This window comes from Glaciecola sp. KUL10 (assembly GCF_003203515.1).
Taxonomy (GTDB): Bacteria; Pseudomonadota; Gammaproteobacteria; order Enterobacterales; family Alteromonadaceae; genus Glaciecola.
Genome location: NZ_BGNG01000011.1, coordinates 1 through 18,301, shown reverse-complemented (window position 1 = coordinate 18,301; position 18,301 = coordinate 1). Strand labels below are relative to the sequence as shown.

17 protein-coding genes and 3 tRNA genes are annotated in these 18,301 nt (G+C 39.2%); all 20 read left to right on the top strand.

All coding sequences use genetic code 11. The features are described 5' to 3' along the window. The first annotated feature begins 182 nt into the window (after positions 1-182). Entirely contained in the window at positions 183-614 is a 432-nt protein-coding gene (gene ybgC, locus KUL10_RS15585; protein WP_110429878.1) for a tol-pal system-associated acyl-CoA thioesterase, read from the top strand. Continuing rightward, complete coding sequence (gene tolQ, locus KUL10_RS15580) at positions 604-1,284, top strand: protein TolQ (RefSeq protein WP_110429877.1); 681 nt, start codon at positions 604-606, stop codon at positions 1,282-1,284. Before ybgC ends, tolQ begins: the two co-directional genes overlap by 11 nt. A gap of 1 nt (position 1,285) precedes the next feature. Continuing rightward, the gene (gene tolR / locus KUL10_RS15575; protein WP_110429876.1) at positions 1,286-1,708 is read left to right on the top strand and encodes a protein TolR; all 423 of its coding nucleotides are present in this window, start codon (positions 1,286-1,288) and stop codon (positions 1,706-1,708) included. An 8-nt stretch (positions 1,709-1,716) separates the two neighbouring features. Next, positions 1,717-2,496 (top strand): cell envelope integrity protein TolA, encoded by a 780-nt coding sequence (tolA, locus tag KUL10_RS15570; RefSeq protein WP_110429875.1) that lies wholly within the window; start codon positions 1,717-1,719, stop codon positions 2,494-2,496. Then, entirely contained in the window at positions 2,496-3,878 is a 1,383-nt protein-coding gene (tolB, locus tag KUL10_RS15565; protein ID WP_110429874.1) for a Tol-Pal system beta propeller repeat protein TolB, read from the top strand. Before tolA ends, tolB begins: the two co-directional genes overlap by 1 nt. A 39-nt stretch (positions 3,879-3,917) precedes the next feature. After that, complete coding sequence (gene pal / locus KUL10_RS15560) at positions 3,918-4,484, top strand: peptidoglycan-associated lipoprotein Pal (protein WP_110429873.1); 567 nt, start codon at positions 3,918-3,920, stop codon at positions 4,482-4,484. A 6-nt stretch (positions 4,485-4,490) separates the two neighbouring features. Next, entirely contained in the window at positions 4,491-5,318 is an 828-nt protein-coding gene (gene ybgF / locus KUL10_RS15555) for a tol-pal system protein YbgF (protein ID WP_110429872.1), read from the top strand. A gap of 161 nt (positions 5,319-5,479) precedes the next feature. Next, positions 5,480-5,555: transfer RNA gene (locus tag KUL10_RS15550), tRNA-Lys, on the top strand. 35 nt (positions 5,556-5,590) lie between these two features. After that, a tRNA-Lys gene (locus tag KUL10_RS15545) sits at positions 5,591-5,666 on the top strand. Positions 5,667-6,036: 370 nt separating this feature from the next. Next, positions 6,037-7,110 (top strand): quinolinate synthase NadA, encoded by a 1,074-nt coding sequence (nadA, locus tag KUL10_RS15540; RefSeq protein ID WP_110429871.1) that lies wholly within the window; start codon positions 6,037-6,039, stop codon positions 7,108-7,110. A 98-nt stretch (positions 7,111-7,208) separates the two neighbouring features. Then, a tRNA-Ser gene (locus tag KUL10_RS15535) sits at positions 7,209-7,298 on the top strand. Between the two features lie 93 nt (positions 7,299-7,391). Further along, on the top strand, positions 7,392-9,149 hold the full coding sequence (locus KUL10_RS15530; protein WP_158525409.1) for a site-specific integrase: 1,758 nt from the start codon (positions 7,392-7,394) through the stop codon (positions 9,147-9,149). A gap of 209 nt (positions 9,150-9,358) precedes the next feature. Continuing rightward, positions 9,359-9,865, top strand: a complete 507-nt coding sequence (locus tag KUL10_RS15525) for a hypothetical protein (RefSeq protein WP_110429869.1) — start codon at positions 9,359-9,361, stop codon at positions 9,863-9,865. Between the two features lie 26 nt (positions 9,866-9,891). Then, positions 9,892-10,935: a hypothetical protein gene (locus tag KUL10_RS15520; protein ID WP_110429868.1), complete on the top strand. Its 1,044-nt coding sequence runs from the start codon at positions 9,892-9,894 to the stop codon at positions 10,933-10,935. Between the two features lie 209 nt (positions 10,936-11,144). After that, the gene (locus KUL10_RS15515) at positions 11,145-11,831 is read left to right on the top strand and encodes a hypothetical protein (RefSeq protein ID WP_110429867.1); all 687 of its coding nucleotides are present in this window, start codon (positions 11,145-11,147) and stop codon (positions 11,829-11,831) included. A 266-nt stretch (positions 11,832-12,097) separates the two neighbouring features. Then, on the top strand, positions 12,098-12,682 hold the full coding sequence (locus KUL10_RS15510) for a restriction endonuclease subunit S (protein ID WP_110429866.1): 585 nt from the start codon (positions 12,098-12,100) through the stop codon (positions 12,680-12,682). Positions 12,683-12,722: 40 nt separating this feature from the next. Further along, positions 12,723-14,243 carry a type I restriction-modification system subunit M gene (locus KUL10_RS15505; RefSeq protein WP_110429865.1) on the top strand — a complete coding sequence of 507 codons (1,521 nt, stop codon included), beginning with the start codon at positions 12,723-12,725 and terminating at the stop codon, positions 14,241-14,243. Beyond that, a complete protein-coding gene (locus KUL10_RS15500) occupies positions 14,233-15,495 on the top strand; it encodes a restriction endonuclease subunit S (protein ID WP_110429864.1) in 1,263 nt (420 codons plus the stop codon). The genes KUL10_RS15505 and KUL10_RS15500 overlap by 11 nt, the downstream gene beginning before the upstream one ends. A 12-nt stretch (positions 15,496-15,507) precedes the next feature. Continuing rightward, complete coding sequence (locus KUL10_RS15495; protein WP_110429863.1) at positions 15,508-17,682, top strand: AAA family ATPase; 2,175 nt, start codon at positions 15,508-15,510, stop codon at positions 17,680-17,682. Continuing rightward, positions 17,682-18,301: MBL fold metallo-hydrolase (locus KUL10_RS15490; protein WP_199509287.1), on the top strand; the 620-nt coding region annotated here is incomplete at its 3' end. The genes KUL10_RS15495 and KUL10_RS15490, both read left to right, overlap by 1 nt.

Here is an 18,301-nt window from a genome sequence, read left to right as displayed (position 1 = left end):
TTTAATCGGATAGAAGTTTAAAACAAACTAAATAAACTAGACTAGGTCATTAGAAAAACTAATGTTTGTTGTTTTGTTTTTTCTGGTATAACCCTTTTTTAATAGGGTTTTAACCTAAATGTAACAATTTTGTTTTTTATGTTTACATTTGTTCGCCTTAGAAAAATTTAGGTTCAGAAGCGATGGATTTAAAAGAAACAAAGAGCTCGGATAATATATTTGAGCACAAAATTAGAGTCTATTATGAAGATACAGACGCCGGCGGTATCGTCTATTACGCTAATTATCTTAAATTTTTTGAGCGTTGTAGAACCGAGTGGCTCCGCTCTTTCGATATCGAACAAGACGATTTGATGGAACAATCCATTGGTTTTGTCGTCAAACGAGTGGAAATGGAAAATTATAAGCCAGCTTTATTCAATCAAGAGTTGAGGATTAGCTGTCAGGTAGTAGAATTAAAACGAGCAAGTGTCGTGTTTGAACAACACATTTATAATAATCAAAATCAACACTTGGTAAGCGCTAATATAAGAGTGGCTTGCGTAAATTTGGAAAAGTTAAAGCCAATCGCAATACCACCCATTGTTTTTAGGGAAATGCAACGTGCAGTCTGAAATGTCAATTATCGGCTTGTTTCTTGAAGCAAGTATCGTCGTGCAATTTATCATGGTTCTTTTATTGACTGTGTCGATTGTATCTTGGGCCTTTATTTTTCAACGCAATAGCGCACTCAAACAAGCTTCAAATGAGTTGCAGTCTTTTGAAGATAAGTTTTGGGGTGGTGCAGATCTAAACTCTCTTTACAAAGAGTTATCGGCTAGGCCCAACCTTTCTGGTTTACCTTTGATTTTTTGTACGGGTTTTAAAGAATATGTGCGTTTAAGAAAAACCAGTTCAGCGATTCCAGAGGCCATTATGGATGGTACCTATCGTTCCATGCGCGTGGCTATGTCTCGAGAAGTTGACGAGCTTGAACTTCGTTTACCCTTTCTTGCGACAGTGGGGTCAATATCGCCTTACGTTGGCCTGCTTGGCACTGTGTGGGGTATCATGAATTCGTTTATTGCACTGGGGCAAGTTAAGCAAGCTACACTCGCCATGGTAGCACCTGGAATCGCAGAGGCCCTTATTGCGACGGCAATTGGTCTGTTTGCTGCAATTCCAGCGGTTGTGGCCTATAACCGTTTTAGTTCAAAGGTAGAGAAGCTAGAAAACGCCTATGTTAATTTTATGGAAGAGTTTTCAGCGATCCTTAATCGTCAAAATTTAGCAATGGCCAAGTAACATGTTGATCAAGCGCCGCCGTAAACCGGTTTCAGAAATAAACGTTGTGCCTTACATTGATGTAATGTTGGTGCTATTGGTGATATTTATGGCGACAGCGCCGCTTGTGACTCAAGGGGTTAAAGTTGATTTACCTAAAGCTGAAGCTAAATCGATAGAAACGGAAGAAGAGTCACTCATCATTGTGTCAATAAACGCCCAAGGTCAATACTTTATTAATGCTGGTGACGACCCAGAGTCTGAGTTGAGTGCCCAACAAGTATCAGATATTGTCGCTACAAAGCTCAATAGTGCGCCAGGAACTCCTGTTGTGGTTAACGGTGATGGAAGCGTTGATTATCAAAAAATAATTGATTTAATGGTGTTGCTACAAGCATCTGGTGCACCGTCGGTGGGTTTGATGACCGATCCGAATGAAGTTTAAATGTTGAGATGAGTGGAAATACGAAACAAACAAAAGCATCGATGATCAAGTCGGTAATTTTGCACGCTGCGATTTTAGCGATGTTACTTTTTAGTTTTGATTTTTCTTCAAAGCCTCAACAATTAGCTGTGGCAGCTCAAAATGAACCTGATATTATCGAAGCAACTTTTATTGACAGTAACGTGATTGAACAGCAACGTCGTGAAAAACGACAAGCTGAAGCCCAAGCAAGGGCCGAGCAAGAAAGACGCAAAAAACAGCAAGAAAAAGAAAAGCGTGAGCGCGCCGAACGTGAAAAACGCAAACAACAAAAAGCCTTAGAAGAACAAGAAAAAAAGCAGAAAGAAGAAGCTGCTAGGCAAGAGCAGCAAAGGCTTCAACGGCAAAAAGAAATTGAAGCTGAGCAAAGGGCAGAAGAAGAGCGAAGGTTAGAAGAAGCCAGACGTGTAGAAGCTGAGCGGCAAAAAAAACTAGCTGAAGAGCGAGCGGCTAAAGCGGCCGCAAAGCAACAATTTGTGCTAAGTGAAACCGATAAATATATCGGTTTAATCACGCAGGTAATTCAACGTAATTTAATCTTTGATAAAACAGCAGAGACTAAAGAGTGTCGACTAAATATAAGGATGGCATCTAGTGGTTTAGTCTTTGATGTTAAGATTCTGCAAGGCGACCCAGCCCTATGCCGCGCCGCTCAAGCAGCGGTATTGAGACCAGATAGTTTGCCAGTGTCCAAAGACCCTGATGTGTATGAAAAACTAAGAGATTTTAATTTAACTGTGGAGTTGTAATGAGCCTAAGCTTGAATGGTTTATCGTTAATAACCAAAGCCTTTATATGCGTCATTGTTAGTTTAATGTCGAGTATGACGGCGCATGCAAAATTAGAAATTATTATTACAGAAGGCGTCAACAGCGCAAAGCCAATAGCGGTTGTTCCGTTTAAGTATTCAGGGCAAGGAAGTTTGCCTGAAAACCTAACTGAGATTGTGGCTAATGATTTACGCAGAAGTGGTAAATTCAACCCCATCGCCTTGAATGAGATGCCTCAATTTCCGAGTGCTGATAGTGAGGTTGACTACAAGGCTTGGCAAGACAAAGGCATTGATACGGTTCTTGTAGGAAATATAGTTGAATTGGGTAACGATCAATTTCAGATAAATTTTGAATTAGTTGATGTGCTACGTGCTCAAGTAACCGGTGGCGCCGCGAAACAACTTCAAGATGGACAGCTCATATTAAGTAAAGATCACATTGTTGAAGCGAGAGAAAAAATTATTCGCGACCAAGACTTTCGTCAGTATGGTCATATTATTAGTGACATTGTATATGAAAAACTGACCGGAGAGCGAGGTGCGTTTTTAACAAGAATTGCGTATGTTATCGTGCGTGACAGAGAAACAAGCCGTTTACCGTTTCAACTTGTGATTGCTGATTACGATGGTGCAAATGAAATCTCAGTTTTATCTTCTGATGAACCTTTGATGTCTCCATCTTGGTCACCTGACGGTAATAAATTGGCCTACGTAAGTTTTGAAAACAAACGTTCACAAATTTATATTCAGGATATATATACAACACGTCGTACTCGCATTACCGACTTTCCGGGCATAAATAGTGCGCCTGCATTTTCGCCTGATGGAAAATCTTTGGCGATGGTGTTATCAAAAGACGGTAACCCTGAGTTGTATATAATGAACCTAGAAAGCCGAAAATTACGTAGAATAACAAGAAATAGAGCAATCGATACCGAGCCTTCTTGGGCCGCAGATGGTAAAAGCTTAACATTTACCTCTGATCGGGGTGGTAAACCACAGATTTATCGAGTAAATTTAGAGACGGGTAGTACCAGACGTATTACTTTTGATGGTGAAATGAACTTAGGCGGCACAATTACGCCTGATAATTCGCAATTAGTAGTCGTAAATCGCACTGATGGCAATTATCATATAGCCAGACAAGATTTAACAAGCGGTGACATGATGGTGTTAACAAAAACCTATCTTGATGAATCGCCAAGTATTGCACCAAACGGCAGCATGATTATTTACAGCACGCTGCACGAGGGCAAGCAGGTATTGTCATTGGTTTCACTGGATGGGCGGTTTAAAGCGCTTTTGCCAGTGTCTGATGGTCAAGTAAAATCACCAAGTTGGTCACCGTTTTTACTGTAAATATAAAATTGAATTTCCTAATAATTATAAGGACTCGACATGCTACAAACTAGAGCTATTAAATCACTAATCATTGCGTTACCTGTTGTCACTTTGATGGCTTGTTCATCTGGCCCCAGTGAAGAAGAGCTTGCAGCAGAGCGCAACCGAGCAGCTCAAGAAGCAGCGCAACAACAAGAACAACAAAAGGCCGCTGAGCAAGCTCGTGTCAAAGCTGAAGCTGCTAAAAAGCTTGAAGTTGCCCAACAAATGGCAAAGTCTGAGCGCGAAGCATTAGAAAGCAAGCAAGTCGTTTATTTTGATTTTGACCGTTCTACGGTAAAGTCTGACTTTAACGCGATTTTGGATCAGCACGCGGCTTTCCTAGCGAAAAACCCTAATCAAAAAGTTGTTATTGAAGGTCACTGTGATAGTCGCGGTACACCAGAGTACAACATCGCCTTGGGCGAGCGTCGTGCAAAATCAGTAGAAACTTATCTGTTGAATGCAGGCGTAAGCTCTTCGCAAATTACTGTTGTTTCATATGGTGAAGAGAAGCCAGCAGTAATGGGTTCATCTGAATATGCATTCGCGCAAAATCGCCGCGGTGTAATTGTATATCAGTAAGCCATTATGCGTATATTACTAGCAGCACTGCTGTTAGTCTTCACGGGCGCCAATGCATCAGCACAAGCGCCCGTTGTTGATCTTAACAGTCAGTCATCTACTCCGACAAGCACTGAAACTGTGCCACAGATTCAGGCTCCCCAAGATATAGAAGCTCGACTTGCCATCTTAGAGCGCAAAGACGGTAATCGTATCGAAGCACAGCAACGTATTCAGTCGCAACTTGATATGTTACAAAGTGAAGTTGACGATATCCGTGGTACTATCGAATTGCATAATCACCAGCTTGAGAAAATTCTGCAACGTCAACGCGAACTCTATCTAGAGTTAGACAATCGTTTCAACGCTTTGCGGGCGCAGACAGATGTGGTTCAAAGCAACATTACTGCTTCTTCAGAGAGTATGGGGAGCGAAACGGGCGAGCAAACCAATGAATTACCTGCCGATCCCACTGGCGGAATCAGTGACGGTCAAGCCTACCAAATGGCAGTTGATTTGATCCTCAAGCAAAGAGACTACGAAAATGCTATTCCAGCATTTGAAAACTTTCTTACTAACTACCCAGCTTCTTCTTTTACCGATAATGCGCATTACTGGCTAGGACAGTTGTTGTTTAATAAACAAGACTGGGAAGGGGCGAGAACGCAATTTTTACAAGTTGTTGAAAATTTCTTAGATTCAACTAAACGCGCCGATGCTTTGTATAAGTTAGGCATGTTAGAAAAAACTGAGTCTAATAATGCTCAAGCTAAAACTTATTTTGAGCAGGTTGTTGCTGAATATGCAGGTACTACATCTGCCCGTTTGGCCGCCCAACAATTAAATAGCTTGTAAATAAAGCGTTCGTTATTTGGTAAGATTGCTTACTTTACAATCAAACAAACCATTAAATGCCAAAAAAGGCATTTAATGGTTGCACCACGTTCCTTTTTGAGTATTATATGCGCCCGTCGAGTGAGTAAGGGCATCCCTTACAGCTTTGCAGATTATATTGTGGGTCGTTAGCTCAGTTGGTAGAGCAGTTGACTTTTAATCAATTGGTCGCTGGTTCGAATCCAGCACGACCCACCACTTAATCTCAAAACACACGACAATCAAATTGAAGTGGGTCGTTAGCTCAGTTGGTAGAGCAGTTGACTTTTAATCAATTGGTCGCTGGTTCGAATCCAGCACGACCCACCACTTCAAACGCGATAATCTCTTTGAAACATTGCAATCCATAACATTCAACACCGCTCTTTGTAAGCCATATTCAGCTTTGGCCAGATAAACCCACTCCCCTTTATAAAACCGCACGAGGGCATCCATGCCGCTTTGGTGCCACGTCCTTGTGGCACAAATTTTATAAAGGGGAGTGGGTTCATCTGACGCGCTGAAGGTTCGCTAGTAATGTGTGCTCGATAGTTTTATTGATTAGTGTCATGACGATAACAACAACATGAAACATTTATGACAATCAGATATAATCCGTCGCAAACAACTAGACGTACAAGCTACTCATAACGTCATTAAAAAACCAAACACACTCAAGTATAAAGAAGCGCCAAAAGTCATGACTCAAACAAACACGGTTGAACTGTACTCAAATTCAAAAATTGACTACCCATTTCCAGCTAAACCAGCGCCAATCAGCGATGATAAAGCCGAAACCTTAAAGGCGGAAATTAAGGATCTATTAGTCAAGCGCAATGCAGTACTTGTTGCTCATTACTACACTGATCCCGTGATTCAAGCATTGGCAGAAGAAACTGGCGGATGCATTTCTGACTCATTAGAAATGGCAAGGTTTGGACGAGACGCAAAAGAAAAAACACTATTAGTTGCGGGTGTGAAATTCATGGGCGAGACCGCAAAAATTCTAAGCCCAGAAAAAACCGTGATCATGCCAACGCTTGAAGCTACTTGCTCGTTAGATCTAGGTTGCCCAATTGAGCCTTTTTCAGCTTTTTGTGATGCACATCCAGACCACACAGTTGTGGTTTATGCCAATACCTCTGCGGCAGTAAAGGCAAGAGCTGACTGGGTAGTCACATCTAGTATCGCACTTGAAATAGTTGAACACCTAGACAGCCAAGGTAAAAAGATTATTTGGGGACCCGATCGTCACTTAGGCGCTTATATACAAAAGCAAACAGGTGCTGACATGCTTATGTGGAACGGCGAATGTATCGTGCACGATGAGTTTTCTTCAAAGGCACTAAAAAACGCTAAGCATCTCCACCCTGATGCTGCCGTGTTAGTTCACCCAGAATCACCTGCAAGTGTGGTTGCAATGGCAGATGCAGTCGGTTCAACCTCACAGTTAATCAAAGCAGCGACTGAACTTCCTAACAAAAAATTCATTGTGGCAACCGACAAGGGTATTTTCTACAAAATGCAACAGCTCGCACCCAACAAAGAATTCATTGAAGCCCCAACTGCTGGCAACGGCGCCACCTGCAAAAGCTGCGCTCACTGTCCATGGATGGCAATGAACGGCTTAGTCGCAATGCGAGATGCGCTGTTGGATAGCACAGGCCGAGAAATATTTGTTGATGAAGCACTAAGACAACGAGCTATGATCCCACTAGACAGAATGCTCGACTTCGCCAAAACGCTTAATATGCAAGCAAAAGGCAACGCCTAACCACAAATCACTTGAAAGGCCGGTGTGTTTTACCTAATATACGCGCCGCATACGAGGAATTGTTCCCAACAAAACTCGATGCAGTTCAAACAAAATACGGAGAGGTGGCTGAGTGGCTGAAGGCGCACGCCTGGAAAGTGTGTTTAGGGTTAAACCTAACGAGGGTTCGAATCCCTCTCTCTCCGCCAAATAGCATAACCCCATGATTTAAAACAGATTATCTGATTTTAAATATGGGGTTTTCTTTTTTGCCACATACCTTTACCACAAAAAGGTATGACATGAAGCGCAATCCAACGTACTTATATCAAGTCAAAAATTCAAAAAATTTCTATTTTCGTGTGCGGGTTTCCGTCTTTTCGAAAAAATTCGGCTACGATAGTCCTACCTCAAGGCATTTCGTGTCATCTCTCAAGACGAGTGAATTCGATAATGCCTTGTGGTTATCACAATTTATTTTCAAACGGATCAAGGATGATGTGAATATGGAAAATCACACAGTACAACCTCACCAGCTGCTTAACTCTCAAGTTAGGCATCTCGCTTACATCAACTCACTTTTTGATTTTGACGAGTCGGAATTCGCATTACGCCTGAACACTTTCCTGAAGGAACGATTTACCTATTGGTTAAACAAAGGACGGAAAATGCTAGCGTTAGGTGTGCTGGATCCGGCAATGTTACAAAACCTTCGTACTATCAAACCAGAGATGCTTTGTCAGCATTACGCCCAAGGGGAACATGCCGAACCGCACCCTTCACCCGATAGAGCCCTGATTGATGCCTTTTGTGATGAAGCCACAACCCGCAATCTATCAATCGAGCCTCGCGCGCTTGAGGCTAAAATGCTTAATCGACTTATCGCTGAATTAAGTAAGCTGGCCAAAAAGCATGTTCAATATTCCCCCGATTTGATTAACGATAAACCAAAATTTGACGACGTTAATGACTATGAGTCGATTAACTTGCTTAATGAGCTGAGCGCATTTAAAAATTTTGCTCGTAGAGCGGAAAGAAATGTGAATGTGAAGAATAACGAACATTTACGTTTGCAGATATGTGTTGCTGAATTCACTAAAAGCAAATTCAAAGAGGTGGGTAAGAGTGGAGCACAGCAATACAACACAACATTAAAGCTTCTCTTGTCTATATTCGGTAATGATAAGTTAGTCACAGATTTTTGCGGTAAAGATGTCATTAAGTTCAAAAACACTATTTTAAATATTAAATCGGGCCGAAAAGATAACGGAGTCGAGCAGACTCTCGGCGTGAAATCAGTTGTTAAGTATTTGTCGAATGCAAGACAGTTTTTTGAATGGCTCATTGAGGTGCCTAAGTATATCGATACGAATCCATTGAAAGGAGTGTCCATTAAGTTAAAAGAAAAGCATCAGAAAAAACGCCGAAAATTTGAACATGAAGAAATTCACAAGATCGTCACTTACGAGATTAAAAGCAAAAAAGAGGCTAAGAAAATCAGGAACGCCGCCAAGTGGTTCGCAATTATAGCTCTCTATACTGGTATGCGACTCAATGAGATAGCTTCGTTGACGTTGCGTGATATAAAGCACGCTGAAGGCATCGACTATATTGATTTAACGCTTTACAACGGTAAATCAGATAATGCCCCCCGCATCATTCCTATGCATAGTAAATTGATTGAGAGAGGTTTTTTACATTATGTGGATGAAATGAGGAAAGCGGGTGAGTCTCGCCTTTTCCCTGAATTAGCATTGACGTCAGCAACGGCCAAACGTGATGGGCCCGGCTCACAAGTTGGTAATTGGTTTAATGATACGATGCTTGCAAAAATTGGTATTGATAAGAAGGCTGAGTTGGATGCAGGGCGATTGGTCGATTTTCATAGTGCAAGGCATACGGTTGTAAGCCGTTTTAAGTACCAAGGTGTTGATGGTTATATCGTCAAACAACTATTAGGGCATGAGCAAGAAAAAGATATTACTTGGGGCACATATTCTGGCCGCGAGGGGACCAAACTGTCTGTGCTAAAGAAGGTGATAGAGTCCTTAGATTATTAATCGTTTTAACTTTCTATCTGATTGAGAGCCCGATTTTAAGTGCGCTTTTTTTACTTATGAATATAGGTTTTAGCCCACTAAAGCCTATGTTAAGTATAGGCCAGCTAAAGTGGTGGGTTTTGCTCCGCAAAATAAATAAGGTGATTTTCACTCTTTACCAATTGATATGATATAATATAACAATTGGTAAAGAGTGAAAAGGAAAAGTTATGATCACTGAAATTTCAAATGAAGAATTATTTGGCATCACTAAACGACAAATAAAGTTGAAGATAATTAAAATGCTTCAGATTGCGTTAGATAACAAATCCGAAAAAATTGCAGCGCTCAGAGACAACGATGTTGAGCTTGAAAATTATGCAGTCGCTTATTCCACATTAAATGCCATACACACTGCATTTAACAAGCCTGAAGGCGAGCAATATGAATTGGGTTGCATGAATGAGAGGTGTTTTACTCGACTTAAGAAAGCTGGGGTAAGTAGCCGATGTATCAGTAACCTAGAATTCTACAAAAAATTATCAGTTGGCACATTACACGATTCAGTGAATATAAGCCCTATCATGGCTAAAGTAACTGAAAACGGTTTAGAGGTGAAACTTAGCTTAAGTGCAGATGGATATTGTTGTGAAATTGAGGGTATTACTGAACAACAGTCTACAGCTCATATCATAAAAGCAAAAGTGACGACTAACGCGGAACAAATTAGTACTTAAAAAGGAAGTTGAGTTCGGAAGAAATAATGGACAGTAATAAGGCGTTTGTGGCAGTCAAAGCTCGCTACTATAAGTTCGATGATGCTAAATTGGTTTTAGACCATGTCGTTGCATCTCGGAAAGGGTTTACGCAAAGTTCGAATGTATTCCCTTCTCTTTCATCCAAAAACATCGGTGTGGTAACTAAAGGCTGCAGAACTGCTATCGATGCGTTGGACAGAGCAAATGTGCGTTATAAACAGGCAACTGGTAAAAAAATACGATCAGATTTTAATGTGTTATTCGATCATGTAGTTGTATTGAGTGAGCCTCAGTATGCAAAGCTTGAGAAAGAGATGGGAGAGGAAAAGGCAAAGCGACTAGTGCTCTCTCATATGATTAAATATGCAAATGAAATTAAAAAAGAGTTTGGGTTTGAACCTATTTCTGTTCAGCTTCATCTCGACGAAGGCCATTTAGATTCTAGTATCCAAGTAGGCTCGGTCCAACGTAATAAAAATGATGTCCAATCTGACGAAGGGTTACCAACCTCTGGTGGTCGTTTTGTACGCAATGTTCACTGTCATTGTTCATTCTATAATTTTGATTTTAAAGCAAAGAAAGCACCTCTCAGGTATCTAATGAAAAAAGGAAGAGATAGAAAAGGAAGAACTAAATCATCTAATCCTCATTTTGAAAAAATGCAAGATATCGCTGCCCAGATATTTTCACAGTCACCACTGAATTTTAAACGGGGAATTAGTAAAAATGTGACTGGGGCAAAACACCTTGAAAAAGAAGCTTTTGTTAGAGAGAAATTAGCTGAAAGGGAAGTCGCTTTGGTATCATCAAATAATAAAGTTAATGAGCTAAACGATGAAATAAAAAATCATCAAAAAAGAACAGCGCTACTTTCTGAAGAAATTCAAAAATTGCAAAAAAAACACGATTGGTTGTCTGCAAAAGTGGATGAACTTCACAGTTATTTTTTGCGCCTTGATCAAGCGCTTAGAAGTAGATGTCAGAATGCGATAATGCAAATACAAGCAAAGGTGAAAAAGTTGGTAGTGTCAAATAAACCAAGCTTATGACTAAAGCTTTATTATGTTATGACGTATTTTTATCATTTCGATTTATTAAATCATTAACGCACCTTTTTGAACTCTAATAGAGTTGAACTATTCCGTATCGTTGGTTTCCCTAAAATTCAATATAATAATATCCTTAGTAAAATAAAATCGTTTTATGCTGTTTTATGTTAAAATATTAACATGTAATAGTGGCACGGAAGACTGATGCAATGGAAGATCAAGTATATCTTGGCGAACTCAATAGTGAGCTGAAAAAAGCATATGGTGAACGCGAAGAAGCAAATAGACTTGTTAAACGTAAAAATATGGCAATAGCACGGATTTTAAATGAGATAAATGCTCAGAGCTCGCATCCACCTGTCAGAATTAGTAATGATGAACTTGCTTATACAATTGCTTTCTTTCTCAAAGAGCTAACGTCGACGAAAAAGGCATTTGAAAATTGTGCTCTGATGTATCAAAAGGATTCTGTATGGAGCAAGAAAATAACGACCTACCGCCCTTTCCCCAATCAGCTTAATTGTGCTTTTCAACAATTAGAAGAAGAAAACAATGATGACTTACTGCTTCTAAAAAAATATGGGGTGTTTAATTTACGTGAACTTAAATCATCCAATACATTAAGTTCAGTGATGACCAAATTAAAAATTTCATCCAAACTTGCAAAAAAGTTACATGAACGAGATGTGCATATAAAAACACTGATAGAGCAATTAAGCGAAAAAAAGGATGAGATTAAATCCTTACAGCACACTCTTAGTAAAGCGCTTTCTTTAAGTGATAAAGAGAGAGTTATTGAAGTGAAGAGACTATTCCCGCAGAAAAACTATACTCAAATTGAGAAATTAACCAAAGTATCGAGGCAAACTGTCTCGATATATCTAAATGAAAATTGACTTAATAGTAGATGAGGGGTTTTAGGACGAAGCCTTAAACTTTGTTTTATTTGCCTCCATGACAAAAGGATGTGGTTTTGCTTTATTATATTGCAATGTATTTTCGTTATTTTTTTCGATTTGGAAATTTGATCTGCCCGCGGAAATTTCATTTGTAATCGACACTCAACTATTTTGCACCAATTAAAAGATGCATTTTATTTCTTGACGTAGTTCGAATTATCCTCAATACTTACTGCATCTTTTAATTGGTGCATTGAGCTTTAATGAAAAGTCTCCTCAGTGATATTGCTAGTATTAGCGCAGGCCATCCGTTTCGGGGGAGTATTCCGGAGACGATAGATGGTAATGCCCGTGTCATCCAAATTCGTGATCTTGACGAACATGGTCTTATTAATTGGCATAGTCTGATAACAACTAAAATTACTAGTCGTAAACAACCGGACTGGTTAAAACAGGGGGATATTTTGTTCTCGGCTAGGGGGCATCGCAATGTTGCCGCTTTAGTTGATAAAGACACCTCCAATACCGTATGCGCTCCCCATTATTTTATTATTCGTGTAACCAGTGAGTTGATTAAACCTGCATTTCTTGCGTGGCAGCTAAACCAGCTACCTGCACAGAAGTACTATTTGAAATTGTCACAAGGAACTGCTGTTGCAAGTATCCCCCGCAGCTTTGTTGCCGCAACACCTCTTGCTATTCCACCTCTTGTAAAACAGCAAATAATCATCGCAATGGCAACAACACATTTAAAAGAGAAACAGACACTACAAGCAATGATTACAAACCGTGATATGCAGATGCACGGGATCGCAAACGAACTATTAACTAACTTTACTAACGATTAGTTATTTAAACATATTAATAAAAATAAGGACTGAATAAGACATGACTACAGTAAACCAAATCAATCAGGACGATATCAATAAAGCGGTGTGGAACGCCTGCGACACCTTTCGTGGTGTGATCAGTGCCGATACCTACAAAGACTTCATCCTAACCATGCTGTTTTTAAAGTACATATCGGATGTATACAAAGACGAATACAGCAAACTTGTTGCTCAGTATGGTGATAACCCAGAGCTAATCCACGCCATGATGTCCAAGCAGCGTTTTGTGTTGCCAGAAGGTGCGAGCTTTTGGGATTTATACGAAAAACGCTATGAAGCAGGTAATGGTGAGCGTATTGATAAAGCCTTACATGCACTAGAAGAAGCTAATGGCAGTAAGCTTAAAAACGTGTTCCAAGACATCAGCTTCAACACTGACCGCTTAGGCCAAGAAAAACAAAAGAATGACTTACTTCGTCACTTACTGGAAGACTTTGGTAAAGATATTTTAAATCTAAGCACAGAGCGAGTAGGCAGTTTAGATATCATCGGTAATGCTTACGAGTACCTTATCAAACACTTTGCGGCTGGCAGTGGCGCTACCGCTGGTGAATATTATACACCACCTGAGGTATCAACCCTTTTAGCCACCGTTTTAGAGCCAGTAGAAGGCGACCAAATATGTGACCCGTGTACAGGAAGTGGCTCACTACTTCTTAAATGTGGTGCTATGGTTCGTAAAAACTCTGGTTCCAAAAAATACGCATTATTTGGGCAAGAAGCGATTGGTTCAACTTGGGCATTAGCCAAAATGAACATGTTTCTTCACGGTGAAGATAACCACCGCATTGAATGGGGCGACACCATTCGTAACCCACTACTAAAAGAGAAAGACGGTAGCGGCTTACTGCACTTTGATGTAGTGACGGCAAATCCGCCATTTTCACTTGATAAGTGGGGACATGACGACGCCAGCAACGACCCTTATGGGCGCTTTAGACGAGGTATTCCGCCTAAAACCAAAGGTGATTATGCATTCATCAGCCACATGATTGAAACATTGAAACCTGAAACGGGTCGTATGGGCGTGGTAGTGCCACATGGTGTGTTATTTAGAGCATCAAGCGAGGGCAAAATTCGTCAACAGCTCATTGAAGAAAATTTGCTTGATAGCGTGATTGGACTGCCTGAAAAGTTGTTCTTTGGTACGGGTATACCAGCCGCTATTTTGATATTTAAAAAGCACAAGAACGACAACAATGTGTTGTTTATAGATGCGAGCCGTGAGTTCAAATCAGGCAAAAACCAAAACCAATTAACTGATGAAAATATTCAAAAGATCATCGACACATACAAGGCTCGTGAAAACGTTGACAAATACGCATATCTAGCCAGTTTTGATGAGATTAAAGAAAACGACTTTAACCTCAACATCCCGCGCTATGTAGATATCTTTGAAGAAGAAGCCGAAATCGATTTAGTGGCTGTACGCACTGAGCGCGTTCAACTTAAAAATGAGCTACAAACTCTTGAAGCAGAAATGGAAGGCTACTTAAAGGAGTTGGGTTATGGGCAGTGATTTAAAATACCCCCCAAGTGTAAAGGCAGGAAAGCCTGTATTAGGAGTTCAACCTGATGGCTGGGAAAGAGCCTCTTTAAATAATTTTTTAGATTTAATCCCTAGAAAAGTTAAGTTGGTAGATGGAGCTGAATATGACTTGTTAACGGTAAAACGTTCTCGCGGAGGTGTTGTAAGAAGAGAACATTTATTAGGAAAAGACATAAAGGTAAAAAGCCAATTTGAAGTTAAAGCAGGAGATTTTGTTATCTCCAAACGTCAAATTGTTCATGGTGCCTGCGGACTAGTTCCACCTGAGCTTGATGGATCAATTGTTTCAAATGAATATTCAGTTTTTCATGCAAAACCAAATTTTGACTTAGAGTTTTTTCAATATCTATCAGAAACTCTGTATTTTCAGCAAACCTGTTTTCATTCAAGTATAGGCGTTCACATTGAAAAAATGATTTTCAAGCTTGAGGACTGGTTTAAATGGAATTTTAATATTCCCCCACTTCCTGAACAACGCAAAATCGCTAAAATTCTATCCAATTGGGATAAAGCGATTAGCACCACCGAGCGCCTAATCGACAACAGCAAACAGCAGAAAAAAGCCCTCATGCAACAACTGCTCACAGGCAAAAAGCGGTTACTTGATGATTCGGGTAAACCGTTTGAGGGTAATTATAACCGAGTAAATCTAAGTGAGCTTGCCACAATCGATAAAAGCTCGCTGGGTAAAAAGACTCCTGAAGACTTTGAATTTAGTTACATATCGCTGTCAGACGTTGAAACAGGAAAGATCGCTGGTAATTTAGAAAAACACTTTTTTGCTTCATCACCTTCACGGGCAAGAAGAAAAGTGAGTTGTGGAGATATCTTATTAGCCACGGTAAGACCGAACTTAAAAGGCTTTGCAAAAGTAAAGGCTGAACATGATGGAATGATTGCTTCCACTGGTTTTTCAGTTTTAACGCCAAAGAAAGGTGTTTCTAGTGCTTATCTATATCACTATCTATTTAGTTGCCATATAACGGGCCAAATCAATGCTCTTGTTGTTGGCTCAAATTACCCAGCTATCAATTCTTCTGATGTATCTGGACTTAAAGTTTATATCCCTTCTTATGATGAGCAGAAGAAGGTTGCGTGTGCTCTAAATAATGCCGATCAATCCTTATCACAATTAGAGCAACAATTAGCAGATCTCAAACAAGAAAAGAAAGCGTTAATGCAGCAGCTATTAACAGGTAAACGCAGAGTCACAGTGAGTTAAAAGGAATTAAAAATGATAAACTGTATATCGATAAAAGGAATCGCGAGTTATTCACATGAAGTGGCTCAAGAAATTATAAATTTAAAAAGGATTAACTGTTTTTACGGTTTAAATGGCTCAGGTAAATCTTCTATCGCTAAGTATTTACAAGAACCTAACGAATTGGATTATGCGTTTTGCTCAATGACTCCAATGCATAACGAAGGGATTTTTGTCTACAACCAAAAGTTTGTAAAAGATAATTTTTGGGATAGCAAGGAGCAAGTCGGTGTTTTCACAGTCAATGAAGGAAACGTTGAAGCAGAAAAAGCCATCGAAGAGGCCGAGCAAAAAATCTCAGTGTTCAAAGGTGAACAGGAACACTTAAAAGAAAAAGCTAATGATGTAAAAAAACAAAAAGAATCTCTTCATGTAGAATTGGAGAACAAAGTTTGGAAGGAAAAAGATAATTTTATAAAAACACCACTAGCTTTTTGCTTGGAGGGAAAACAGCGCAAAAACCTATTTCTCGAAGCAGTAATAAATGCAGATGAAGCCGCTCCCGAAATTACAATAGAAAACCTTTTCGAGCAGGCTATTGAATTAGATAAGCCTGATATAAAACCTAAGCAATCTGTTCCAACAATTGCTTTTTCAGGTACTCCGATAGAAAGAGACACCGTTAATGCACAAATTATTGTTGGCTCTTCTGAGTCATACCTATCTAGTTTGATTGAAAAAATTGGACATTCAGATTGGGTTCGAGACGGTGTTAAACACTACCAAAATTCAGAAGGAGTATGTCCATTTTGCCAAGAAACGCCTATTAGTGATTTCGAGTCAAATTTAAAAGCTCTATTTGACCAAACCTACAAACAAAAATGCAGTCAGGTAGAAAACAATAGTAAAGCCTATGAACAAGCAATTGATAGCCTTGAAGTATTGTTGTCTTCAGAAGTTTTTAAAGATTCGTATGTAATCGAAAATGCAGATTTTGCCGTTGCTAAGGCGGAATTAATTGAATGCTGCAAAACAAACTTAGCTTTGCTCAAAGAGAAAGAATCTAAACCCAGTAATATTGTTGAGTTAAATTCCACAGAGGCTTATGTACAAAAGCTAAATGACTGCATTGAAGCTATTAATAGCAAAGTAGCTGATTTCAACAGCAGATTAAGTAGTAAGCCACAAATCAAAGCAAGGATTAAAACGCAATTTTGGCAGATACATAAAAGAACTTACAAAACCGCAATTGAACTGACTAATAATAATGCTAAAGGGCTTGATACTGAATTAGATAATCTTAGAGAACAATATAAGCAAAAGACCGAAGATATTGTAGAACAACAAAATATTGTTGTTGAGCAAAGAAAGCATACAACCAATATTGATACCGCTATTCAAAATATTAAGAACACTCTTACTAGCGTTGGAGTTGACGATTTTCATATTGATAAAGTAGATGGCTCAGAGGCTCTATACAGAATCGTCAGAAAAAATAGTGTGGCTGGAGGTGTATATGACACTTTGAGTGAAGGCGAAAAAACACTAATCACTTTTTTATACTTTTTGGAGCAATGCAAAGGTTTACTCGAACCAGATTCCGCTTTAGGAATAACTGATAAAATTATTGTTATTGATGATCCTGTATCTAGCTTATCTCACAATTTTGTTTATGAGATTGCGACACTTATACAAAAAGAGATTATCAAAAAATCTTTTAAACAAATTTTCTTATTCACCCACAACTTATTTTTCTTCCACGAAATGATGAATCAAGCAGGCCTCAAGCAGGATGAATTCGAAGGGGCTTACAGTCTCTATAGAGTAAGCAAAAATGAGAGCAGTAAAATATCAACCTTGAAGAGAAATGACATTAGAAATGACTATGACGGTTTTTGGCAAGTTATTCGAGATGCAGAAAAAGATAAGGCTTGGAGTTCCAGCTTACCTAACGCCATGCGAAATGTTCTAGAACATTTCTTCGCCTTTGTTCATAAGAGGGATAGGCTTTCAGATGTGTTAACGAATTTAGGTGATGAACATAATAACTTTAGGCCATTACTAAGATATATCAGCAAAGGTTCTCACTCTGATTTAGTAAGCTTAACTGATTTTGGAGATATTGATGTCGTTAGATTCCTTAGCATATTCAAGCAAGTATTTATAAGGACTGATTACGAAGACCACTATAAAAGGATGATTAGATAATGCGATATAACGTAATCAGAACATTTCATGCTATTGGTCAAGGTGCTTTTTATTCTGAGCGTCACAACAATTTCAATATAGTTTATGACTGCGGAGCTACCTCTGTATCGTATGCTAAAAAAGTTGTTCATGCTGCTTTTAACAAGCATGAAGATATTGATTTATTATTTATCTCTCATTTCGACTTTGACCATGTTTCGGCAGTTTCTACGCTAAGCCAATCAGTACGCAAAATTAAGCGTGTTGTAATGCCTCTATTGAATGAGGAGCATAAAAATTTACTAATTAATATCAACAGAGCACTGTCTCAAAATATAGTGAAATTAATTAGCGATCCACAATCATTTTTCGGTAAAGACACAAACATTATTTATGTTAGACCAGCAAATGATGAGCAAAGTGAACCAAACAATGACCTTTTCTTTGATTTGCGAGAGATTGAATATCATAAAGATAAAAACACGGGGAATATAGAAGTAGCAAGTGGTTCAAAAATGGGCTTCGGAGGGGAATTACGCTGGATCTTCGTTCCATATAATTTCCTAAATGTAGCTAGATCTCCACAACTTGAAGTAGCATTGAGTAATGCCAACTTTGATGTAGCCAAGTTAAAGACTGA